13 protein-coding genes and 6 pseudogenes are annotated in these 18510 nt (G+C 65.6%); 10 read left to right on the top strand and 9 right to left on the bottom strand.

The annotated features are described in order from the left end of the window. Window positions 1–249: 249 nt before the first annotated feature. The gene (locus ACCQ00_RS21215; RefSeq protein ID WP_180301616.1) at window positions 250–1800 is read right to left on the bottom strand and encodes a choice-of-anchor Q domain-containing protein; all 1551 of its coding nucleotides are present in this window, start codon (window positions 1798–1800) and stop codon (window positions 250–252) included. A gap of 194 nt (window positions 1801–1994) precedes the next feature. On the opposite strand from ACCQ00_RS21215, the gene ACCQ00_RS21210 reads away from it, so the two are divergent. Continuing rightward, window positions 1995–3062 (top strand): RluA family pseudouridine synthase, encoded by a 1068-nt coding sequence (locus tag ACCQ00_RS21210; RefSeq protein ID WP_174888085.1) that lies wholly within the window; start codon window positions 1995–1997, stop codon window positions 3060–3062. Between the two features lie 30 nt (window positions 3063–3092). Continuing rightward, entirely contained in the window at window positions 3093–3785 is a 693-nt protein-coding gene (locus tag ACCQ00_RS21205) for a DUF2306 domain-containing protein (RefSeq protein WP_046121223.1), read from the top strand. An 18-nt stretch (window positions 3786–3803) separates the two neighbouring features. On the opposite strand, the pseudogene ACCQ00_RS21200 reads toward ACCQ00_RS21205, so the two are convergent. Then, window positions 3804–4234, bottom strand: a pseudogene (locus ACCQ00_RS21200) (hypothetical protein). A 314-nt stretch (window positions 4235–4548) separates the two neighbouring features. On the opposite strand from ACCQ00_RS21200, the gene ACCQ00_RS21195 reads away from it, so the two are divergent. Continuing rightward, window positions 4549–4947, top strand: coding sequence for an antitoxin Xre/MbcA/ParS toxin-binding domain-containing protein (locus ACCQ00_RS21195; protein ID WP_022560443.1), 399 nt, complete (start codon window positions 4549–4551; stop codon window positions 4945–4947). 103 nt (window positions 4948–5050) lie between these two features. On the opposite strand, the gene ACCQ00_RS21190 is transcribed toward ACCQ00_RS21195, so the two are convergent. After that, the gene (locus ACCQ00_RS21190) at window positions 5051–6670 is read right to left on the bottom strand and encodes an alpha/beta hydrolase (RefSeq protein ID WP_022560442.1); all 1620 of its coding nucleotides are present in this window, start codon (window positions 6668–6670) and stop codon (window positions 5051–5053) included. Window positions 6671–7178: 508 nt separating this feature from the next. Here ACCQ00_RS21190 and ACCQ00_RS21185 point away from each other — a divergent pair. Next, a pseudogene (locus ACCQ00_RS21185) lies at window positions 7179–8225 on the top strand (IS256 family transposase); the annotation flags it as partial. Window positions 8226–8230: 5 nt separating this feature from the next. Here the strand turns inward: ACCQ00_RS21185 and ACCQ00_RS21180 are convergent. Next, window positions 8231–9457, bottom strand: coding sequence for an IS256-like element ISXax1 family transposase (locus ACCQ00_RS21180; RefSeq protein WP_011345585.1), 1227 nt, complete (start codon window positions 9455–9457; stop codon window positions 8231–8233). Window positions 9458–9523: 66 nt separating this feature from the next. Here ACCQ00_RS21180 and ACCQ00_RS21175 point away from each other — a divergent pair. Then, window positions 9524–9742: pseudogene (locus tag ACCQ00_RS21175) on the top strand (transposase); the annotation flags it as partial. Window positions 9743–9772: 30 nt separating this feature from the next. Beyond that, a pseudogene (locus ACCQ00_RS21170) lies at window positions 9773–10105 on the top strand (hypothetical protein); the annotation flags it as partial. Between the two features lie 205 nt (window positions 10106–10310). Here ACCQ00_RS21170 and ACCQ00_RS21165 read toward each other — a convergent pair. Next, on the bottom strand, window positions 10311–11417 hold the full coding sequence (locus ACCQ00_RS21165) for a type II toxin-antitoxin system RelE/ParE family toxin (protein WP_022560441.1): 1107 nt from the start codon (window positions 11415–11417) through the stop codon (window positions 10311–10313). After that, a complete protein-coding gene (locus tag ACCQ00_RS21160) occupies window positions 11404–11610 on the bottom strand; it encodes a hypothetical protein (protein WP_022560440.1) in 207 nt (68 codons plus the stop codon). Before ACCQ00_RS21160 ends, ACCQ00_RS21165 begins: the two co-directional genes overlap by 14 nt. Window positions 11611–11880: 270 nt before the next feature. Here ACCQ00_RS21160 and ACCQ00_RS21155 point away from each other — a divergent pair, with 270 nt between their 5' ends. Next, a complete protein-coding gene (locus ACCQ00_RS21155; RefSeq protein ID WP_007964984.1) occupies window positions 11881–12408 on the top strand; it encodes a CcdC protein domain-containing protein in 528 nt (175 codons plus the stop codon). Window positions 12409–12431: 23 nt separating this feature from the next. Here the strand turns inward: ACCQ00_RS21155 and ACCQ00_RS21150 are convergent, their stop codons facing one another. The 3 genes and pseudogenes from ACCQ00_RS21150 to ACCQ00_RS21140 form a co-directional block, all read right to left on the bottom strand. Beyond that, a complete protein-coding gene (locus ACCQ00_RS21150; RefSeq protein WP_022560439.1) occupies window positions 12432–13697 on the bottom strand; it encodes a phospholipase D-like domain-containing protein in 1266 nt (421 codons plus the stop codon). A gap of 120 nt (window positions 13698–13817) precedes the next feature. Beyond that, window positions 13818–14365, bottom strand: a pseudogene (locus ACCQ00_RS21145) (RNA 2'-phosphotransferase). A gap of 155 nt (window positions 14366–14520) precedes the next feature. Further along, window positions 14521–15354 carry an SDR family oxidoreductase gene (locus ACCQ00_RS21140; protein WP_022560437.1) on the bottom strand — a complete coding sequence of 278 codons (834 nt, stop codon included), beginning with the start codon at window positions 15352–15354 and terminating at the stop codon, window positions 14521–14523. 100 nt (window positions 15355–15454) lie between these two features. On the opposite strand from ACCQ00_RS21140, the gene ACCQ00_RS21135 reads away from it, so the two are divergent. From ACCQ00_RS21135 to ACCQ00_RS21125, 3 genes and pseudogenes are all read left to right on the top strand, one after another. Continuing rightward, the gene (locus ACCQ00_RS21135) at window positions 15455–16357 is read left to right on the top strand and encodes a LysR family transcriptional regulator (RefSeq protein ID WP_007964977.1); all 903 of its coding nucleotides are present in this window, start codon (window positions 15455–15457) and stop codon (window positions 16355–16357) included. A gap of 106 nt (window positions 16358–16463) precedes the next feature. After that, window positions 16464–16996 (top strand): annotated as a pseudogene (locus ACCQ00_RS21130) (YdeI/OmpD-associated family protein). A gap of 113 nt (window positions 16997–17109) precedes the next feature. Beyond that, window positions 17110–18471, top strand: a complete 1362-nt coding sequence (locus tag ACCQ00_RS21125) for an MFS transporter (protein WP_007964975.1) — start codon at window positions 17110–17112, stop codon at window positions 18469–18471. The last annotated feature ends 39 nt before the right edge of the window (window positions 18472–18510 follow it).

Below are 18510 nucleotides of genomic sequence, written 5' to 3'. Positions count from 1 at the left end.
GGTTGGAACCTGGTCTTCGGATGATGTCGCGATCGTCGCGATGCTCGGCATGTGCCGCACCAAAAGAGCGCGGCCTAGCGCGTCATTTAACCGGCATCCTGTGCCCGAGAGATTCCTGGCTCAGCGGACGACGATCGACGCCGGCCCTGCACCGTGCTGCGATGAACCTTCGATCGCGCGACCGAGCGACATCGCCCGCCCGGTCACGCGGCGCGTCCTCGCCAGAGGGCAAGGAGGCGCGAGCAGGACTTACTTGATTTCTACCGCACCCGCATCGCACGCCGCGGTATCACGCGCAACACCACGCTGGTCGATGTTGCGGCAATTGCTGCCGAGGTTGCGCACCGGGCTGTTGGCCGCCGGCAATTGGGTGAGCGTGGGGCCGCCATTGGCGGCTGGTGCGCCCAGCAGCGGATCGGTGGCGCGTGCGAGGCCGGCGGTGAGGCAGCTGTGGAACAGTCCGCCCGCAGCCGAGTACTCGATCAGGTTGTTGCCGGTGCTGCTTTGGTCGCTGCAGAAGGTGCGCTCGGTCTTGGAGTAGAAGATGCTGTTGCGGATGTCGAACCCACTACCGAACAACGTCGACCCTGGCGTGTTCTCGGCGAAGGTGACGTTGTTGAAGCGCACCGTGGTCTTGCCCTGGTCGCCATTGGATGGCTGCCAGCCCACATGCTGGATCGCCGCGCCCACACCCTTTGCATAGTTGCCATAGAAGGTGCTGTTGCTGACGTTGCAGGACGGGCCGTAGCAGTCCATGTACAAGGCGCCGGCGTTGCTCTTTTCGGCGCGGTTGGAGATGAAGCTGGTTTCTTCGACGTTGATGATGCCCGGCGTAGTGATGGTGGTGCCGGAGTGCGTGGTATCGCCAAAGCCCAGGCTGATGCGCGCACCGCCGGCCGGGCCGCCATAGGCGATGTTGTTGGCGAAGGTGGAGTAGCGCACGTCGATGGTGTCCGGTGCATACGCCCACAACGTGGCGCCGCCGCCGCTGTTGGCCGCGCTGTTGTTGCGCACCACCGTGCCGCACACCGAGAGCGTGGCGCCACCGGCGGCGGCGTTGAGGTAGCCGGCGAGCGAGGCGCCGTCGGTGTCGATTGCGCCGCTGTTGCCGAACTGGTCGGCATCCGGGAAGCCGGCCGGCGCATTGATGGCCTGGTTGCCGACAAATTCGGAATTGACGATGGTCAGACGGCTGAGCTGCGTGTAGAGCGCGCCGCCCAGCCAGGAGGTGTTCTTGGAGAACGAGCTCTTGACGATGGTCACGTCGGTATCGCTGCCGGCGAAGATGGCACCACCCCCAATGCTGCTGCGGTTGCTCAGGAACTGGCTGTTGATCACTTCCAGCTTGCCGCGGTAGCTGACCTTGATCGCGCCGCCACCCCAGGTGCCGGGCGCGTACTGGTTGTTGGAAGCCGGCTGCACGGAGCTGCCGTTCTGCAGTTTGAGATTGCGCACCGACAGTGCATTGCCGTTCTGCACCTGGAAGATACGCGCGGCCTGGCGGCCATCCAGGGTGATCTTGCCCTGACCATCGATCACCGTTGGCGTGCTGGCGCTGATGTCGATGGTCTGGTTGACGGCGATGCTGGTCGCACGCGTGCCGCAGTTGAAGGTGACATAGCCGCCTTGCGCCACCGCAGTGGCGAGTGCGCTGGCGGTACAACTGGCGGCCGTGCCGTTGCCGACCACCACGCCGGCATTGGAGTGCGCCCACGGCTGCGGCGTGGTGCATTGCGCCACCGATGGCACGGCGGCGATGGCCGCGCTGGTGGTGAGCAGGGCAAGAAGCCCTGCCGTCACGACGGTGGCGTGAAGTGTTGAACGCATGGTGATGTTCCTGCTTGAGAAATGGATCGAAGGGCGCCCATTGCCTGCACGCAACGTCAACGGGTGATGACAGATGTGTTGCAAGCCGAAGCGTCGCTCCCGAGGCGTGGCATGGTGCGCGATTACACGCATCGCGATGCCAACCTAAGTTCCAGAACACCACGTCGATGCGGCGCCATCGCGCCGGCGCACATCGCTTCGCGCATGCGGAAGCCGGGCACTGCAGCGATCAACCGATGCTGCAGTGCTGCATGCAATCGCCCGCTGTATGCAATGCGTTGCCGCATCGCGCGTTACCATGCTGCACTCTCGATCCTGTCGCGATCTCGGCAATGCCCGATGCACACCGCACCCACGATGGCACGCCGGCCAGCCGCTTCCAGCTGCCTGCCGGTCCGTGGGGCTCGGTCTTCGATGCGCTGTGCGCATGTTTTCCGGCGATCACGGCCGAGCGTTGGCGCAATCGGTTTGAGCGTGGTCTGGTGCGCGATGCCGATGACCAGGCCCTGGCGCTATCAGCGCCGTATCGGCTGGGTGCAGAGATCCGCTATTTCCGCGAGGTCGCCGATGAGCCGGTGATTCCGTCTATCGAGACAGTGGTATATGCCGACGCGCAGCTGGTGGTGGCCTGCAAGCCACACTTCTTGCCGGTCGCACCGGCCGGTGCGTACGTGCGCGAGACGTTGCTGACGCGACTGGTGCGGCGGCTGGACAATCCGGCGCTCGTACCGTTGCACCGCATCGATCGCGAAACCGCGGGGCTGGTGCTGTTCTCGGCCAACCCTGCCACGCGTGGGATCTATCAGGCCTCGTTTCGCGAGCGGCGCATCCGCAAGCATTACCTGGCGGTGGCAGCACCGCTCCCACAGCTGAGGTTTCCGTATGTGCACCGCAGCCGACTGGAGCCGGGCGAGCCGTTCTTCCGCATGCGCGAGGGCGTGGGCGAACCGAACAGCGAAACGGTGATCGAGGTGGTCGCACGCAACGCAGACACCTGGACGTATCGGCTGGAACCGGTGACCGGGCGCAAGCATCAGTTGCGTGTGCACATGGCCGCGCTGGGCGCGCCGATCCTGCACGACCGGTTTTATCCCGCCCTGGAAGCCCAGCGGCCCGACGACCCGGAACGCCCACTACAGCTGTTCGCGCGTACATTGGCGTTCGATGACCCGCTGACCGGTGAGCCGAGGCACTTCATCGCAACGGTGGGGCCGATGCACTCTGCCACGGGCTGACCGAAGGAGCGGGACATGCACGTCGATCCGATGCGCGATGGTGTTGCGGTCTCCCGTCACCGGCGATCGACCAGCTTGTTGTGGGCGCTGCTCTGGCTTGCGCTGGCCGTGCTCGCCGGTGAGTTCGTGCGGCACGTGTATCTGAAATATGCCGCACTGGATTCGCCGGCCTATGGCATGTTTCTGACCCGCCGCGGTTGGTTGTGGTGCCACCTCGGCGGTGGTGCGGCGGGCATTGCGCTTGGCACGTTGCAGTTCGCCACGCAACGCTGGCGCAGACAGGCGTGGGTACATCGCTGGACTGGGCGGGCGTATGTCGCCGGCATGCTGGTGGCCATGCTCGGCGCCACTGGGCTGATTGCTACCTCGCCCGCGCCGACGACGATCCGCGTCGCCTTCGCAGCGACGGAAGTGGCATGGGCGGCGGTGGCATGTGTCGGCCTGCTGGCCATCGGCCGCGGGCAGCTCGATCGGCACCGGCGCTGGATGGTGCGGGCATATCTGGTGACGCTGGCGCCGGTGGTGTTTCGCATCGCGCTCTATGCAGCAGTTGGGGCCGGGGTGGTGCCTTCGCCCGGCACGATCGCCGCGCTGCTCTGGGCGAGCTGGGCGGTGCCGGTGCTGATCCACGTGGCGGCAACCCGCCGGGCACTGACCAGGCCCTGGCGCAGGCGCATCGCTGTGCCGCGCCAGGTGCCGCGGTCGTCATCGACGCGTGGCTGAAACCCGCTTCGGCACGCCTCAACGCACCTTGTACAACACCGCCGCACCCGGTCGGGGCTCGAACATCGGCACGGTCTGCTGCGTGAGCGCGCTGCCCTTGGCGTCCCACACCAGGGTGTCGGCGGGGTATTCGTCCTTGCGGGTCATGCGGTCGATCTGTTTGGCGATGACCGTGGATCCGGCTTTCACTTCCGGGTTCCAGGCGAACACGCCCAGGCGGCCGTAGAACACGGCCGGTGCTGCGGCGTCCAGGCGGCGGTCGGGGCACATCACCAGGCCGCGTTCCAGCATCACGCGCAGCGCGCCGACGGGACGGCCTTGACGGTGGGCGTGGTGCGTTCGGTGTTGTGGCCCGGGCAGACATTGGCCGAGCGGGTGAGCATGTCTTCGACCACCTGGCGGTCGGACTGCGCAAGCGCCGGCAGCGCGGCGGTGGACAGGGCAAGCATGGTGAGGGTGGATTTCCAGGGCATCTGACAACTCCTCATGAGGCGAGACTCCAACACTGCAGCCATTCACGTGCAGGCTGCTGCCAGTGACGCGCCCGGATGCTAGCAACCCCTGCGTTAAGCGCCGAGAAGGCGGGTGGGGGCGACGCCGTGCAGGCGATCCCTGGCCCTGCGCGTGCATTCCATGCCGGGCCGCCGCGCCGCGCTGCATAACGCAACGGCCGCTGACGCGCCTGGCAGCTGTCAGGAGTCTCCCGATTGAGCGGCAGCAGCGGCCCGGTTAGCGTGCGCGCACGTACTCAGCTGGACACCCCATGGAACGCGCCGACCTCATCGCAGCAGTGCTTACCGGCATGCGGCGCGCCGAAGATTTTCGTGCGCAGGGCGCGCTCTACAGCACCGCACACAGCGAGCGGATGCAGGTGGACCACGGCAAGGCGGCCGACGCTGAGCTGGTGCTGTCGATGTTTGCGTTCACCCCTGAACACCTCAAGTTGCTTGGCACTGCCGGCATCGAAAACCTGGGCGAAATCGTCTGCCACGCATGGGCCTTGAATGGTGGCAGTAATGAGGGGCTGATCCGCTGGTTTCGCCAACCCATGAATGCCCTCGACGGCCAGACGCCTGCAGCGATGGTGCGTGGCGGGCGCATCCAGGTGCTGCTGCTGGTGCTGCGCCAGCAGGTGGAATGGGAATTGCCGCGCTCTGCCTGATGCACGACCGGCAATGCCGCGCATGCGATCTGGCAGGCGCGGTGCGGTTGCGGCAGGCGTTGCACGCGCGTAGCGCCGCGTGCAACGCGGTGATCTCAGCCGCTCACCGTTTCGGTCGCGCCACTGCGTACATCTCTGCGGCAATCTTCTTCATCAGTGCGTCGTTGTCGTCGCCCTCGGTGTAGAGATCGAAGTGGGTGCGGCCTTCCAGATAGCGGAAATCGCTCCTGGCGCCCAGGCCATCCAGCACCGCCTGGAATTGATGCGCCGCGCCATCCAGGTAGAAGGTATCGGCGGTGCCGACGATCAGATGGATCTTGCCGTCCAGGTCCGGCTTGAGCGTGGGCCATTGCGCGGCCACGCGCGCGGAAATGTCGTAGTGGGTACGCCAGTAGGCCACCACGGCCGGGTCCACCTTGCCGGTGTCGCGGTCGAACATCGGCAGCGGGCGGCCGTCGGCGCCGCGCGGCGAAAAGACCCACTCGAACGAGGTGAGCTGCCCGCCGTACGGGCCGAGCACGCGTTCGAGCTTGGCGAAGGTTTCCAGATCGGCCAGCACCTTGCCGTGGTCGCGGATCAGCGGAAACTGGCTGCCATCGGCGCTGCGGTAGACATTGGCATTGGGCGCGTACAAGTCCGGGCCGGTGAAGTCGCGGAAATCGCTGGAATCCGGCGAGGTAGACCAAGTGCCGCCAAATAATTTGGGGTAGCGCGTCTGCAACCACAGCGTGGCCCAGCCGCCGGACGAATGCCCGTTCAAGAAGCGGCCGCTGGCCTTGCCGTCCATCTTGTACTGGCGCTCGAGCGCCGGAATCAACTCTTCGGTGAGCGCAGTGCCCCACGGGCCGTTGTTGACCGAATCGGCGAACTCGTGGGTACCGGTCGGCGTGGATTGATCCAGGAAGACCCAGATCATCGGCGGCATCTGCCTGGCCGCCATCAGGCTCCAGGTGGATGCAATGCTGCCGGCGAAGCGGTTGTAGTTACCGCCGAAGCCATGTGTGACATACACGGTGGGATAGCGCGTGGCGGCCTTGGGGTTGTAGCCGGGCGGCGTCAGTACGCGGGCGCGCAGTGAAACCGGCCGGCCCCAGAACGTGCTGAGCGAGGTGCTCACCATCGAGGCATCGGCGCTATGCAGCTTGGCGTCGGGCACCGCATCGCGCACCGCCTGCGGCGCACGTGGCGACACCTGCCACGGATCATCCGAGACCGGCACCTGCTTGCTCAAGGTCAGCGCCGGCAGCGGCTTGCCCTTGGCCAATGTCACGGCGGTGACCTCGCTCAGCAGATCGCCGCCATCGCGGCCGCTGTAGCCATAGCTGCCATCCGGGTCGAGCACGGCCTGAAACAGATAATCGCCGGCCGGCAGCGCAGAAAACCCGCGCGGGAAGGCGATATTGTCCAGATCGATCTGGACGCTGCCGCCGGGTGCCAGCGCGGTGACGTCCTGCGCGGCCACCGCCACTGCGGTGGGGCGGAAGGGATTCATATTCACCTCCTCCACCTTGCCGTCTTTCCCGCTTTGTTTGGCCTGCGCCTGGGCATCCTTGGCCAGGGTGGCGAACACCAACAGGCGCCCGGACGTGGCCTGGTCGGTCGCCCCGCCCAGGGTGACGCGCAGCAGACGATGCGCCGGCGCCGGCTCGGCGGCGTGTACGGCACAGGCGCACAGCAGGCCAACGGCCAGGCCCAGGCGCGGGGCAAGACGATGCAGGGACATGCAGATCCTTGAAAGCGGATGGGTGGGGTGGGCTTGGTGGCCCTGTGCGGACTGTAGCCAGTTTCTGGGGAGCTGCGCGCGCTGTGGGCGAGATGAGGTTAGCGCATCCGATCCAGGTATTTTACGCGCTCAGGTTGGGGTCGCTTGCGGCGCAAGTGGCTAGAGTTGCATGTGTTCAAGGCGTTTGTGGTGAGGGCGGACTAGCTCAGCGCAGCTGATACAGCACAGATACCATGCAGTTAGATCGACTGTCTGAACTGCCGAGGCAACCGGATATCCAGGTCACGTCGAATTTGCGAGTGGAGCTCAAGACATCGATAGGCAAGCAGCAGACAGGCGTCAGATAAGTTATATGGCGATATTTGTAGTTAGAAGTTCATGCATCGCTGCGACCCGGTAGAAAGCGACCTATGGACGCTTGTCTACTGGTAGAGTGGCGAACGGGCGTGTCCTAGATTTTGTGTAACCGGGCCACAGGCAGGAGACTGCCACCTAACCCGGAGACACCATGAGCCCACGCACACATGAGGTACCCGACGAGCTGCTTAGCAGCCTGTTGGTCAACTACACCAAACCCGAGGATCTGATCGGCGAGAACGGCCTGCTCAAGCAGCTGACCAAGCGGTTGGTGGAGCGGGCGCTGGACGCGGAGATGACCGAACACCTCGGTCATGACAAGCATGAGCCGGTCGCCAACGCGGCCGGCAACACGCGCAACGGACGCAGCCGCAAGACGCTCAAGGGCGAGTTCGGCGAGCTGCCGATCGAGATTCCGCGTGATCGCCACGGCAGCTTCGCGCCACAGCTGATCCCCAAGCACCAGACCCGCTGGGCCGGCTTCGATGACAAGATCTTGTCGTTGTACGCGCGCGGCATGACCGTGCGCGAGATCCAGTCGCACCTGGAGGAGATGTACGGCACCGAGGTGTCGCCGAGTCTGATTTCCTCAGTCACCGATGCGGTCGTCGAGGAGGTCAAGGCGTGGCAGGCGCGGCCACTGGATCCGGTCTATCCGATCGTCTATCTGGACTGCATCCACGTCAAAGTGCGCGAGGGCGCGGTGCGGGTCAAGGCGGTGTACCTGGCCATCGGCATCACCATGGGCGGCGAGAAGGAAGTGCTGGGCCTATGGCTGGCGCAGGCCGAGGGTGCCAAGTTTTGGCTGCAAGTCGTGACGGAGCTACGCAACCGCGGGGTGCAGGACATCTTCATTGCCTGCGTCGATGGCCTGAAGGGGTTTCCCGAGGCGATCGAGGCGGTGTTCCCGCAGACCACCGTGCAGCTGTGCATCGTGCACATGGTGCGGCACAGCCTGAACTACGTCTCGTGGAAACGCCGCGCCGAGGTTGCCGCCGATCTCAAGCGCATTTACGCCTGCGCCACCGTCGAGGAGGCCGAGCAGGCACTGACCGAGTTCGAGGCCAAGTGGGACGCCCAGTACCCGCCCATCAGCCAGTCATGGCGGCGCAATTGGTCACGACTGATCCCGTTCTTCGACTACCCACCGGAGATCCGCAAGGTGATGAGCGTGTGCAGAATTTTGTGTAACCGTGGTTTGGGTTACCGCTGAGGAAGTCGCCCCTCGAACTGGATCGTAAAGCGGTTCAGCGCAGCCTTCCAGTCGCGGATCGGCAGCGTCCATTTCTTGGTGATGTTGCGCAGAGCCAGGTAGAACAGTTTCATCAAGGCTTCGTCGCTGGGGAACGCGCCGCGGTTCTTGGTCAGCTTGCGCAGGCTCATGTTGACCGACTCGATGGCGTTGGTCGTATAGATCACCTTGCGGATCTCCGGTGGGTAGTCGAAGAACGGGATCAGTCGTGACCAATTGCGCCGCCATGACTGGCTGATGGGCGGGTACTGGGCGTCCCACTTGGCCTCGAACTCGGTCAGTGCCTGCTCGGCCTCCTCGACGGTGGCGCAGGCGTAAATGCGCTTGAGATCGGCGGCAACCTCGGCGCGGCGTTTCCACGAGACGTAGTTCAGGCTGTGCCGCACCATGTGCACGATGCACAGCTGCACGGTGGTCTGCGGGAACACCGCCTCGATCGCCTCGGGAAACCCCTTCAGGCCATCGACGCAGGCAATGAAGATGTCCTGCACCCCGCGGTTGCGTAGCTCCGTCACGACTTGCAGCCAAAACTTGGCACCCTCGGCCTGCGCCAGCCATAGGCCCAGCACTTCCTTCTCGCCGCCCATGGTGATGCCGATGGCCAGGTACACCGCCTTGACCCGCACCGCGCCCTCGCGCACTTTGACGTGGATGCAGTCCAGATAGACGATCGGATAGACCGGATCCAGTGGCCGCGCCTGCCACGCCTTGACCTCCTCGACGACCGCATCGGTGACTGAGGAAATCAGACTCGGCGACACCTCGGTGCCGTACATCTCCTCCAGGTGCGACTGGATCTCGCGCACGGTCATGCCGCGCGCGTACAACGACAAGATCTTGTCATCGAAGCCGGCCCAGCGGGTCTGGTGCTTGGGGATCAGCTGTGGCGCGAAGCTGCCGTGGCGATCACGCGGAATCTCGATCGGCAGCTCGCCGAACTCGCCCTTGAGCGTCTTGCGGCTGCGTCCGTTGCGCGTGTTGCCGGCCGCGTTGGCGACCGGCTCATGCTTGTCATGACCGAGGTGTTCGGTCATCTCCGCGTCCAGCGCCCGCTCCACCAACCGCTTGGTCAGCTGCTTGAGCAGGCCGTTCTCGCCGATCAGATCCTCGGGTTTGGTGTAGTTGACCAACAGGCTGCTAAGCAGCTCGTCGGGTACCTCATGTGTGCGTGGGCTCATGGTGTCTCCGGGTTAGGTGGCAGTCTCCTGCCTGTGGCCCGGTTACACAAAATCTAGGACACGCCCAAGGTGATCTATACGACCAACGCCATCGAGTCGGTCAACATGAGCCTGCGCAAGCTGACCAAGAACCGCGGCGCGTTCCCCAGCGACGAAGCCTTGATGAAACTGTTCTACCTGGCTCTGCGCAACATCACCAAGAAATGGACGCTGCCGATCCGCGACTGGAAGGCTGCGCTGAACCGCTTTACGATCCAGTTCGAGGGGCGACTTCCTCAGCGGTAACCCAAACCACGGTTACACAAAATTCTGCACACGCTCGTCACCACCACCTATTCCATCGATGTGCAGTCGAAGATGATGAGCGCTTCGGCGTCGCTGCCATCGCCTGTTGCCACGCAGCCGCTGATGCTCACGGTGCCGCTGTCGCCGTTGGGGTTGTCTGGCGAGTATGCGTTTGGTGCGTTCCGGCCGAGCGCACTGCCCAATACCTATGTGCTGTTCTCGATCGGTCTGAATTTCAAGGGGCCCAAGTCGTCCGTGCTCGTGCTCAACAGCGACAAGCGCTACAACTGCCTGGTCACCAGCGATCCGGCGCCCTTCAAGGGAGCCTTGAGCAGCCAGCTTGGAAAGGACCAGGGGCGTTGATGTTGCAGCATCCCAGTCGCCGCCGTACGGGCCAGCCGACCAGGGCTTCAGCGCGTTCGGCCAACCTCTGCGCGGCGGCGTCACAGAGCAGGATGTGCTCAGCACAGGGCGCTGGCGATGGGCCGAGCGGGTGGCGTTGTTCGGGACGCCATATCCGAGCAAGCGGCGTGGCCGCCTGCCGCAATGTCTGGCGGGCAACCACCCCTCAGCGATACGGCCCCGGCCCACGCCAGACCGGTTCGCCCTGGCGGTAGACCTCCATCATGTTGATGACCTCGCGCGCGTCGCCGATGGACTTCAGCTCGGGCGAATCCGGTGGCAGCAGGCGGCATTTGCTGGAGCCGCGTTTGAGCGCGACATCCAGCGGGCAGATCATGCGTTGCTGGGTGCCGGGCAGGATGATGGCGATTTCCTGCATGCCTTGTTCTTTCCATGCGCGTAGCTGGGTTTCGCTGCGCACGTCGTAATAGACCTGGAAGCCGCCGATATCCAGGCTGGGCTGGGCGTTGTTGCGGTCGTTGCGGCGGCCCTGGTTGATGGTGGGGGTGTTGGCCATGCCGTCTTCGGCGCCGTCGGCGGGTTCGTCGAGCATGCCCGGCGGGCGGCCGGTCCAGGTGTCCGGGCGGCGCTGGGCGGATGCCGCCGGGGGGGCGGGCGGTTGCGGCGGCGTGGGCCGTTGCTGGCGACGCGGCTGGCGGCGTTCGGCCAGGCTGCCTTGCGCGGTATCGCCCTGCGGCGGCACCGGATTTTTGGCTTGCCGCACCAGCGTGGACCGTACCGGCGAGGCAGCCGGTGGCGGCTGCACGGGCGTGGGTGTCGGTGGCACCGGGGTAGGCGAGGGCACCGGCTCATCGGGCTGGGAGGTGTCGCCGACGAAATCCACCTTGATGCGTCCACCGCTGGCCGAGCCCTGCGGCGTGGTCATGGTGGGGGTGGAGGCCGACAGCAGGATCAGCAACATCAGCACGTGCAGCAGTGCGCTGATCAGCGCGGCAATCCACGGTTCGATGCGTTCGATCAGCGGCTCGGTGCGTGGCAGCCAGTCGCCGGCTTCCAGATGGATGTGCAACACCTGCAGGGCGCCGTCGCGCACGCGGTAGACCAGCACATACGGGGTTTGCTTGACCACCCATTCGCGGGTGCCGGGCACGCGGCCAGCGCGGCCACGGCCAGGTTGCTCGGCCAGCGTGCGGGTGGCTTCCAGCACCTGCCGCGCCATCGCGGCAGCGGCGGTCGGGTTGAGCGCGTGGTAGTGATCCTGGGCGTGTGCAAGCTGCGTGGCGGCCGGGACGGTCCAGTCACGCCGTAACATCAACGCCCCATCTGGCGAACAGTGCGCTCACCTGTGCCGGAGCCGTCAACGCGCCCTGATCTGCAGCGGCAATCCCTTCCTGCACCGCGGCCTGGAAACTGGCGTCGGTCACGACGCGGACCACCTCGCCCCATCCAGCCGTCTCGGGCAGCGTGTCGATCAGCATATGGGCGTCTTGCTTGATGGCGGACATGGCACGGCGGTGGGGGAGCACTGCGCAAGTCTACCCGCGCCGCTCCTGTTCGCGTGTGGCAGGCGCTGGCGTCCGCGCGCGGCGTTCACCGGACAGGCGGCAAGCGCCTGCGCGGCAGCGGTCTGGGTGGCGTACAGCCGTGCCGCATGCGGTGCAGGGCAGCGACCGGCGGTGCTGCCGCCTGCAGAAAGTGACACTTGGCACCTTGTTCGCGCCCATGGCTGGTTTCATTCTGCGCGGGTCGCTCCACTCATTCGCAAAGGACTCGCCATGCCCGCCGCTGCCATCGCACCCCTGACGCCGTATCTCTCGATGGCCGCCATCGGCTACCTCTACTACCGGCGCATCCGGCGCAGCTTCGGCCGGCAGCAATGGAAGCCGGTGGCCACGGCGGTGCGCAGCGCCGTGCTGCTGATCGCCGTGGCAGCACTGACGTTCGCGGTGTACGGCTTGCCGCAGGTGCGGCTCGGTATTGCCGCAGGCACGCTGGTGGGCATCGGCCTGGGTGCGCTGTCGCTGCGCTACACGCATGCCGAATGGGTGGATGGTCAAGGCTGGTACACGCCCAATCCCTGGATCGGCGGCGGTTTGATGCTGGTGCTGCTGGGGCGCCTGGCCTGGCGCTGGGCCGATGGCGCGTTCACTGCCGGTGCGGCGGCGGCCGGTTCGCAGGCCAGCCCGCTGACCCTGGGGATTGCTGCGGCACTGGTGCTGTATTCGCTGGTGCACGTGGGCGGGTTGTGGTGGCGGCTGCGCCACCTGCGCCTTCAAGCAAACTTGGCAAGGCCGGCGCTCTAGGCGCCGCCACCCGCCCTGCGCGTTCACACCTGCGAGCGGAACGGAAACACCAGTTTCTCGCCAAGCTTCTGCCGCAACGGCCGCGCGCGCCAGCGCTCCAGCGAATATTGCTCGGCACGTTGCAGATCGCGCTCGAACACCTCGGTCATGCGTGCAGCCAGCGTGCGGTCGTAGACATTCAGGCTGGCCTCGTCGTTGAGGCGGAACGAGCGGATGTCGAAATTGGTGGAGCCCACCGAGACCAACAGGCCGTCGATGATCAGCAGTTTGGTATGCAGCATGGTGGGCTGGTATTCGTGGATCTCGATGCCGGCCTGCAGCAACGGCTCCCAGCTGGCCTTGGAAGCCAACCGGACCGAGACTGCATCGATATGCTTGCCGGGCAGCAGCACGCGAATGTGCACGCCGCGCGTGCGTGCTTCGAGCAGCGAGCGGGTGATCAAGGCATCGGGTACGAAATACGCCGCAGCCAGGTCGATGGTGTGGCGTGCGGCGGCGATGGCGATCAGATACATCAGGTGCATGCTTTCGCTGCCGCCGGCCGGCGAGGCCACGAACAACTGCGCATCGCTGTCGCCGGCAGACTCCAGCGCCGGGTAATACTGCGCGCCGTTGACCACACGGCCGGTGGTCTTGATCCAGTTGTCGTTGAAGGCGGTCTGCACCTGCGCCACCACCGGGCCCACGATGCGGTAGTGGGTGTCGCGCCAATGGTCCGGGTCCTGCGCGTCGCCCATCCATTGGTCGGCCACGCCGACCCCACCGGTGAAGCCGATGCGGCCATCGATCACCAGCAACTTGCGGTGGGTCCGGTTGTTGATGCGGTGCAGGTTGTACCAGGCCAGGGGGCGGTAGCGATGCACCTCCACGCCGGCCTCGGTCATGGTCTCCACCAGCGCATGGTCCATCTTCAGGCTGCCGCCCCAGTCGATGGTGACCCGCACGGCCACCCCGGCACGCGCGCGCTCGGACAAGGCGTCGCTGAACTCGCGGCCGATCTCGCCCGACCAATAAATATAGGTCTCGAAGGTGATGGTGTGCTGCGCGCTGCGGATCGCGTCCAGCATGGCTGGAAAGATCTCGCGGCCGTTATTGAGCACGTCGATCCTGTTGCCGGGCAGGATGGCCGGCCCCAGCAACACCGACATCTCGCGCTTAAATTGCGGATCGGCGACGTCGTACAGGTGTTTGGGGATGTGCTCGAGCTTTTTCTCCGGCGTGGCGAAGTTGAGCAGCAGCAGCCCCACCAGCAAGGTGACCGCCACGGCGGCCACGATGATCCATGTCATGCATCCCACTCCGATGTCCCGCCACTGCGGGCGCAAGCGGCCGGCATTTTGGCAAGGCCGGCGGCATGGGGTTTGTGAAGGGGCTGCAGCAGGTGGGATGCACGCGATGTGCTGCCTGCCTCACTCCACCAGATGCAGGTAGTTCGGTGGTACACGCGACGTCAGCCAGATGCTGTTGTCGGCCTGGTGAAAAACATCGCCGTCCTCGTGCATCTGCAGACTGTGCACGCGTAGCACGCCAGGTGCGCCGTGCCGTGCGCCGACCGTGGCGGCGGTCTGCGGATCAGCGGACAGATCCACATGATGGCGTTGCCCGGGCTGCAGACCTTGGACAAGGATGGCTTCGAGAAAGCCGGTCGCGGTGCCGGGGTACGGCATCGACGGTGGCATGCGCGCCACATGCGCCAGAGCGACGGTCGCTGTGGAGTGGCCTTGGACTGCGCGGATTTGCCGACCATCGGCAGACAGCGCAACGCGCTGCTTGTCGTTGCTGGAGACCACTGCACGGATCAGGTCTGCGTCACGCGCCCTTCCAGCGGCAGCGGCGGCAGCGATCAGGGCAGCGATGTCGGCCCATCTTCGCGATCCAGCGTCAGCCCGATGGACTGCGGCGCATGCCGAAGGACATCGCTGAGGAACTTGCTGGTCTCGGTGTGCAGCGAGCGCATGTGCGGTGTTGGGGGCGTGGCGCGTGGCGCGTGGATGCGACTCTACTGCCGCGCGCTGCGGCAGACCCGACGCATTGCACGATGCGGCATGCAGCGCGTGTCTGCATGCGGCGTCGCGCAGGCGCACATCCACATCCACTTCTGCGTCTGCCGCATCACGGTGGCGGGCTGTCGGTCGACAGGGCAATGCCGCGTTGCGCCTCGAGTTCGGCCAGGCGGGCGCCCAGGGCCTGCCGGATGGAATGGTAGGCGCTGGCACCCATCACCAGACGCCGCGGTGGCGGGGCGTGTTCGGTGCTGGCGATCATCGCGTCCACCATGCGTTGCGGGTCGCCAGCGATGACCCAGCTGCCATCGTCCAGTGCGCGGCTGAGCGCTCCGACCGGCGTGTCGGCGTAGTCGGCAGGAATGTGGGTGCGTACCAACGCGGCGCCGAAATTGGTGCGGGCCGGGCCAGGCTCGGCCAGGGTGAAGTGGATGCCGAAGCCGGCCACTTCCTGCTGCACGGCTTCGACGAAGCCTTCGATGCCCCACTTGCTGGCGTGGTACAGGCTGAAGCCGGGATAGGCGATCTGCCCACCTTCCGATGACACCTGCACCACGTGCCCGCCGCCCTGCTGGCGCAGCCCCGGCAACACGGCCTGGATCAGTGCGATGGAGCCGATGAGGTTGGTGTCGATGACCGCGCGGACCTGCGCTTCGGTGGCGGCCTCGGCCGCGCCCAGCGTGCCGTAGCCGGCGTTGCTGACCACCACATCGATGCGACCCAGCGCTGCGAATGCCTGTGCCACCGCTGCGTGCACGGCTGCAGTCTCGCGCACGTCCAGCTGCAGCACCGTCGCTGCATCGCCATACCGGGCCTGCAGATCGGCTAGCGCGTGTGGTTTGCGGACGGTGGCGACGATCCGATCGCCGCGCGCCAGCACGGTCTCCGCCAAGAGGCGGCCGAAGCCGGACGATGCGCCTGTGATGAGCCAGGTCTTGGACATGGGAGTGGCCTTGTTCGCTGGAGAAGGCTTCACTCTAGGAAACGGGTATTGCTGGGTCTATGCCATAAAATTCGAATGACTTGATGCGGTTTTACCACCAATGTCCAAGCCCAGCTTCAACGATCTGGTCGCCTTCACTGCGGTCGCCACGCACCGCAGCTTTCGGCGCGCCGCCGCTGAGGTGGGCTTGGCGCCGTCTTCGCTCAGCCATGTGATCAGCGCACTGGAGCGCAATCTCGGCGTGCGGCTGCTGCACCGAACCACCCGTAGCGTGTCGCTGACCGAAGCCGGCGAACGCCTGTACGCAAGGCTGGTACCGGCGCTGCAGGAGGTGGACCACGCGTTGCTGGCGCTGGACGATTTCCGTGGCGGGCCCACCGGCACGGTGCGCATCAACGCACCGGAAGTGGTGGTGCAGGTATTGCTGCAGCAGGTGGTGCCGCACGTGCTGGCGCGCCACCCGGCGCTATCGGTGGATCTGGTGAGCGAAGGCCGGCTGGTGGATATCGTGGCTGCAGGATGCGATGCCGGCATTCGCTTCAGCGAGTCGGTGCCGCAGGACATGGTGGCGGTGCCGTTCGGTGGGCCTACGCGCTTCCTCGCCGTCGCGGCGCCAGCCTATCTTGCGCGCGCGGGGATTCCACCAACGCCCGATGCCTTGCACCGGCATGCCTGCATCCGCCATCGCATGCCCAGCGGCAGGCTGTACCACTGGGAGTTCGAACGTCGTGGCCAGGAAGTGGTGATCGATGTGCCCGGGCGGCTCACCCTGGACCAGATCGCACCGATGCGCGAGGCGGCCGAAGCCGGCCTTGGCATCGCCTATGTACCCGAGTACGCGGTAAGCGCCGCCCTGCAACGCGGCACATTGGTGCCTGTGCTGGAAGCATGGTGCCCGGCCATTCCGGGGCTGGTGCTGTACTACCCGGGGCATCGGCATCTTCCGCCGGGTCTGCGCGCCTTCATCGAGATGCTCAAGGAGGTGCTGCCGCAGCACGGCTGAAGCGCGCGTCACGGCTGCGACCATGGCGCTGCCTGCACGATCACGCGTGCGCCAACGCGGCAGCAAACAGCAGAACCTAGGGGTGTGCGGTGCTATGGTTCGCGCCATGCATCCGGCCGCCGCCATCCGGTTCGCTGCCACCTCGCTGCAACCGGCAGCGCCGGCCGATGTCACCTGGCTGTTTCTACTGCTGCAGCGGCGAGCAACGCGCAGCATGGTGAGCGTCACCGGCACGGTGGCCGGGACCCGCTGCAGGCGACGCTGCAGCCAGACGGGCGGGGCGGGCATTGGCTCGCGATCGAACGCGCCCTGCAGCAGGCAGCCAGTGTGTCGGCTGGACAGACGGTGGCGCTCGCGCTGGCGCCCGTTGCCGAAGAACCCGCGCCGCTGGTGCCGGACGACCTGCGTGCAGCGTTGGCCGCGCAGCCGACCGCGCGTGCGACCTGGGACGACGTCACCGCCGTGGCGCGGCGCGAGTGGATCTTCTGGGTGGTGTCCGGCAAAAGGGCCCAAACGCGGAGCAAGCGCATCGCCACCGCATGCGCCATGCTGGCCTCGGGCAAGCGGCGTGCGTGCTGTTTCGATCGCTTGGGCAAGGACCGCCACGCGCTGGCGGCACCCACGCCAAAAGCGGGCTGAAGCAGGCGGCCCGGTGCGCGAGTGGCCGCCATCTATAAGCCAAAATGCTTACATGCGTCACACAAGCGCGCACCTATACTCCGGGGCTGTCCCACCGAAGAGGTTCTGACCGCATGAGCGCACCCCCATCGTCTCCGATCGCTGCCGGTTCTGGCACAGCTGCCGGTAGCCTTCGCCGCTCGGTGTCCAACACGCTCAAGGGCTCGGCCGGCAACCTCGTCGAGTGGTACGACGTCTACGTCTATTCGGTGTTCGCCACCTACTTCGAGTCGCAGTTCTTCTCCAAGGAAGACAAGAACGCCACCATGTTCGTGTGGGCGATCTTCGCGATGACGTTCCTGATGCGCCCGATCGGCGCGTGGTATTTCGGTCGCTTCGCCGACCGTTATGGCCGCCGCCTGGCGCTGACCATTTCGGTGTCGGTGATGGCGCTGTGCTCGTTCGTCATTGCAATCACGCCCACGGTGGCCACGATCGGCATCGCTGCGCCGATCATCTTGCTGGTGGCACGCCTGCTGCAGGGCTTTGCGACCGGTGGCGAATACGGCACCAGCGCCACGTACATGTCCGAAGCGGCGATTCCGGGCCGGCGCGGCTTCTTGTCCTCGTTCCATTACGTGACGCTGGTGGGCGGGCACGTACTGGCGCAGACCACCTTGCTGATCATGTTGCATTTCTTCGATGCGTCGCAGGTCTCCGAATGGGGCTGGCGCGTGGCGTTCGGGCTGGGCGGCATCGGCGCGTTGGTGGTGTTCTGGCTGCGTCGCACGATGGACGAGTCGCTGAGCTCCGAGTCCATCGCCGATTCGCGTACCGGCAAGGCCAGGGCCTCCGGCTCGATGCGCGAATTGTTCGTCAATCAGTGGCGTCCGCTGCTGTTGTGCTTCCTGATCACCGCCGGCGGTACGATCGCGTTCTACACCTATTCGGTCACCGGGCCGAAGATGATCCAGACCGCATTCGCCGGTGGCGATGTGATGGCCGGCACCATCATCAACCTGGTCGCGCTGACCGTGCTGATGCTGATGCAACCGGTCGGCGGCTGGCTGTCGGACATCGTCGGGCGCAAGACCTTGCTGGTGTTCTTCGGCATCGGCGGCGTGCTCTACACCTGGTTCCTGGTGATGGAACTGCCCAAGCAGACCGACTGGCTGACCGCGTTCGTGATTCTCACTGTGGGCTTTGTGATCCTGACCGGCTACACCTCGATCAATGCAGTGGTGAAGGCGGAATTGTTCCCCACGCATGTGCGCGCGCTGGGCGTCGGTCTTGGCTACGCGCTGGCGAATTCGGCGTTCGGCGGCACCGCGCCGTTGCTGTATCAGGCTTCGCTGAAGACCAACCAAGTGACCGAGTTCGTGATCTATGCGACGGCGGTGATTGCGGTGTCGTTGGTGGTCTACATGTTCTTCCTGACCAACAAGGGCAGCAACTGGCTGGACGACGAAGCGGCGATGCATCAGCGCAAGCGGTGATGAGCGCGCGGGCTGGCTGTTTCCTTCTCCCTGCGGGAG

Origin of the sequence: Xanthomonas sp. NCPPB 3761, from assembly GCF_041475705.2 — a bacterium.
GTDB lineage: Bacteria > Pseudomonadota > Gammaproteobacteria > Xanthomonadales > Xanthomonadaceae > Xanthomonas > Xanthomonas phaseoli.
This window is presented reverse-complemented; position numbering and strand designations above follow the sequence as displayed.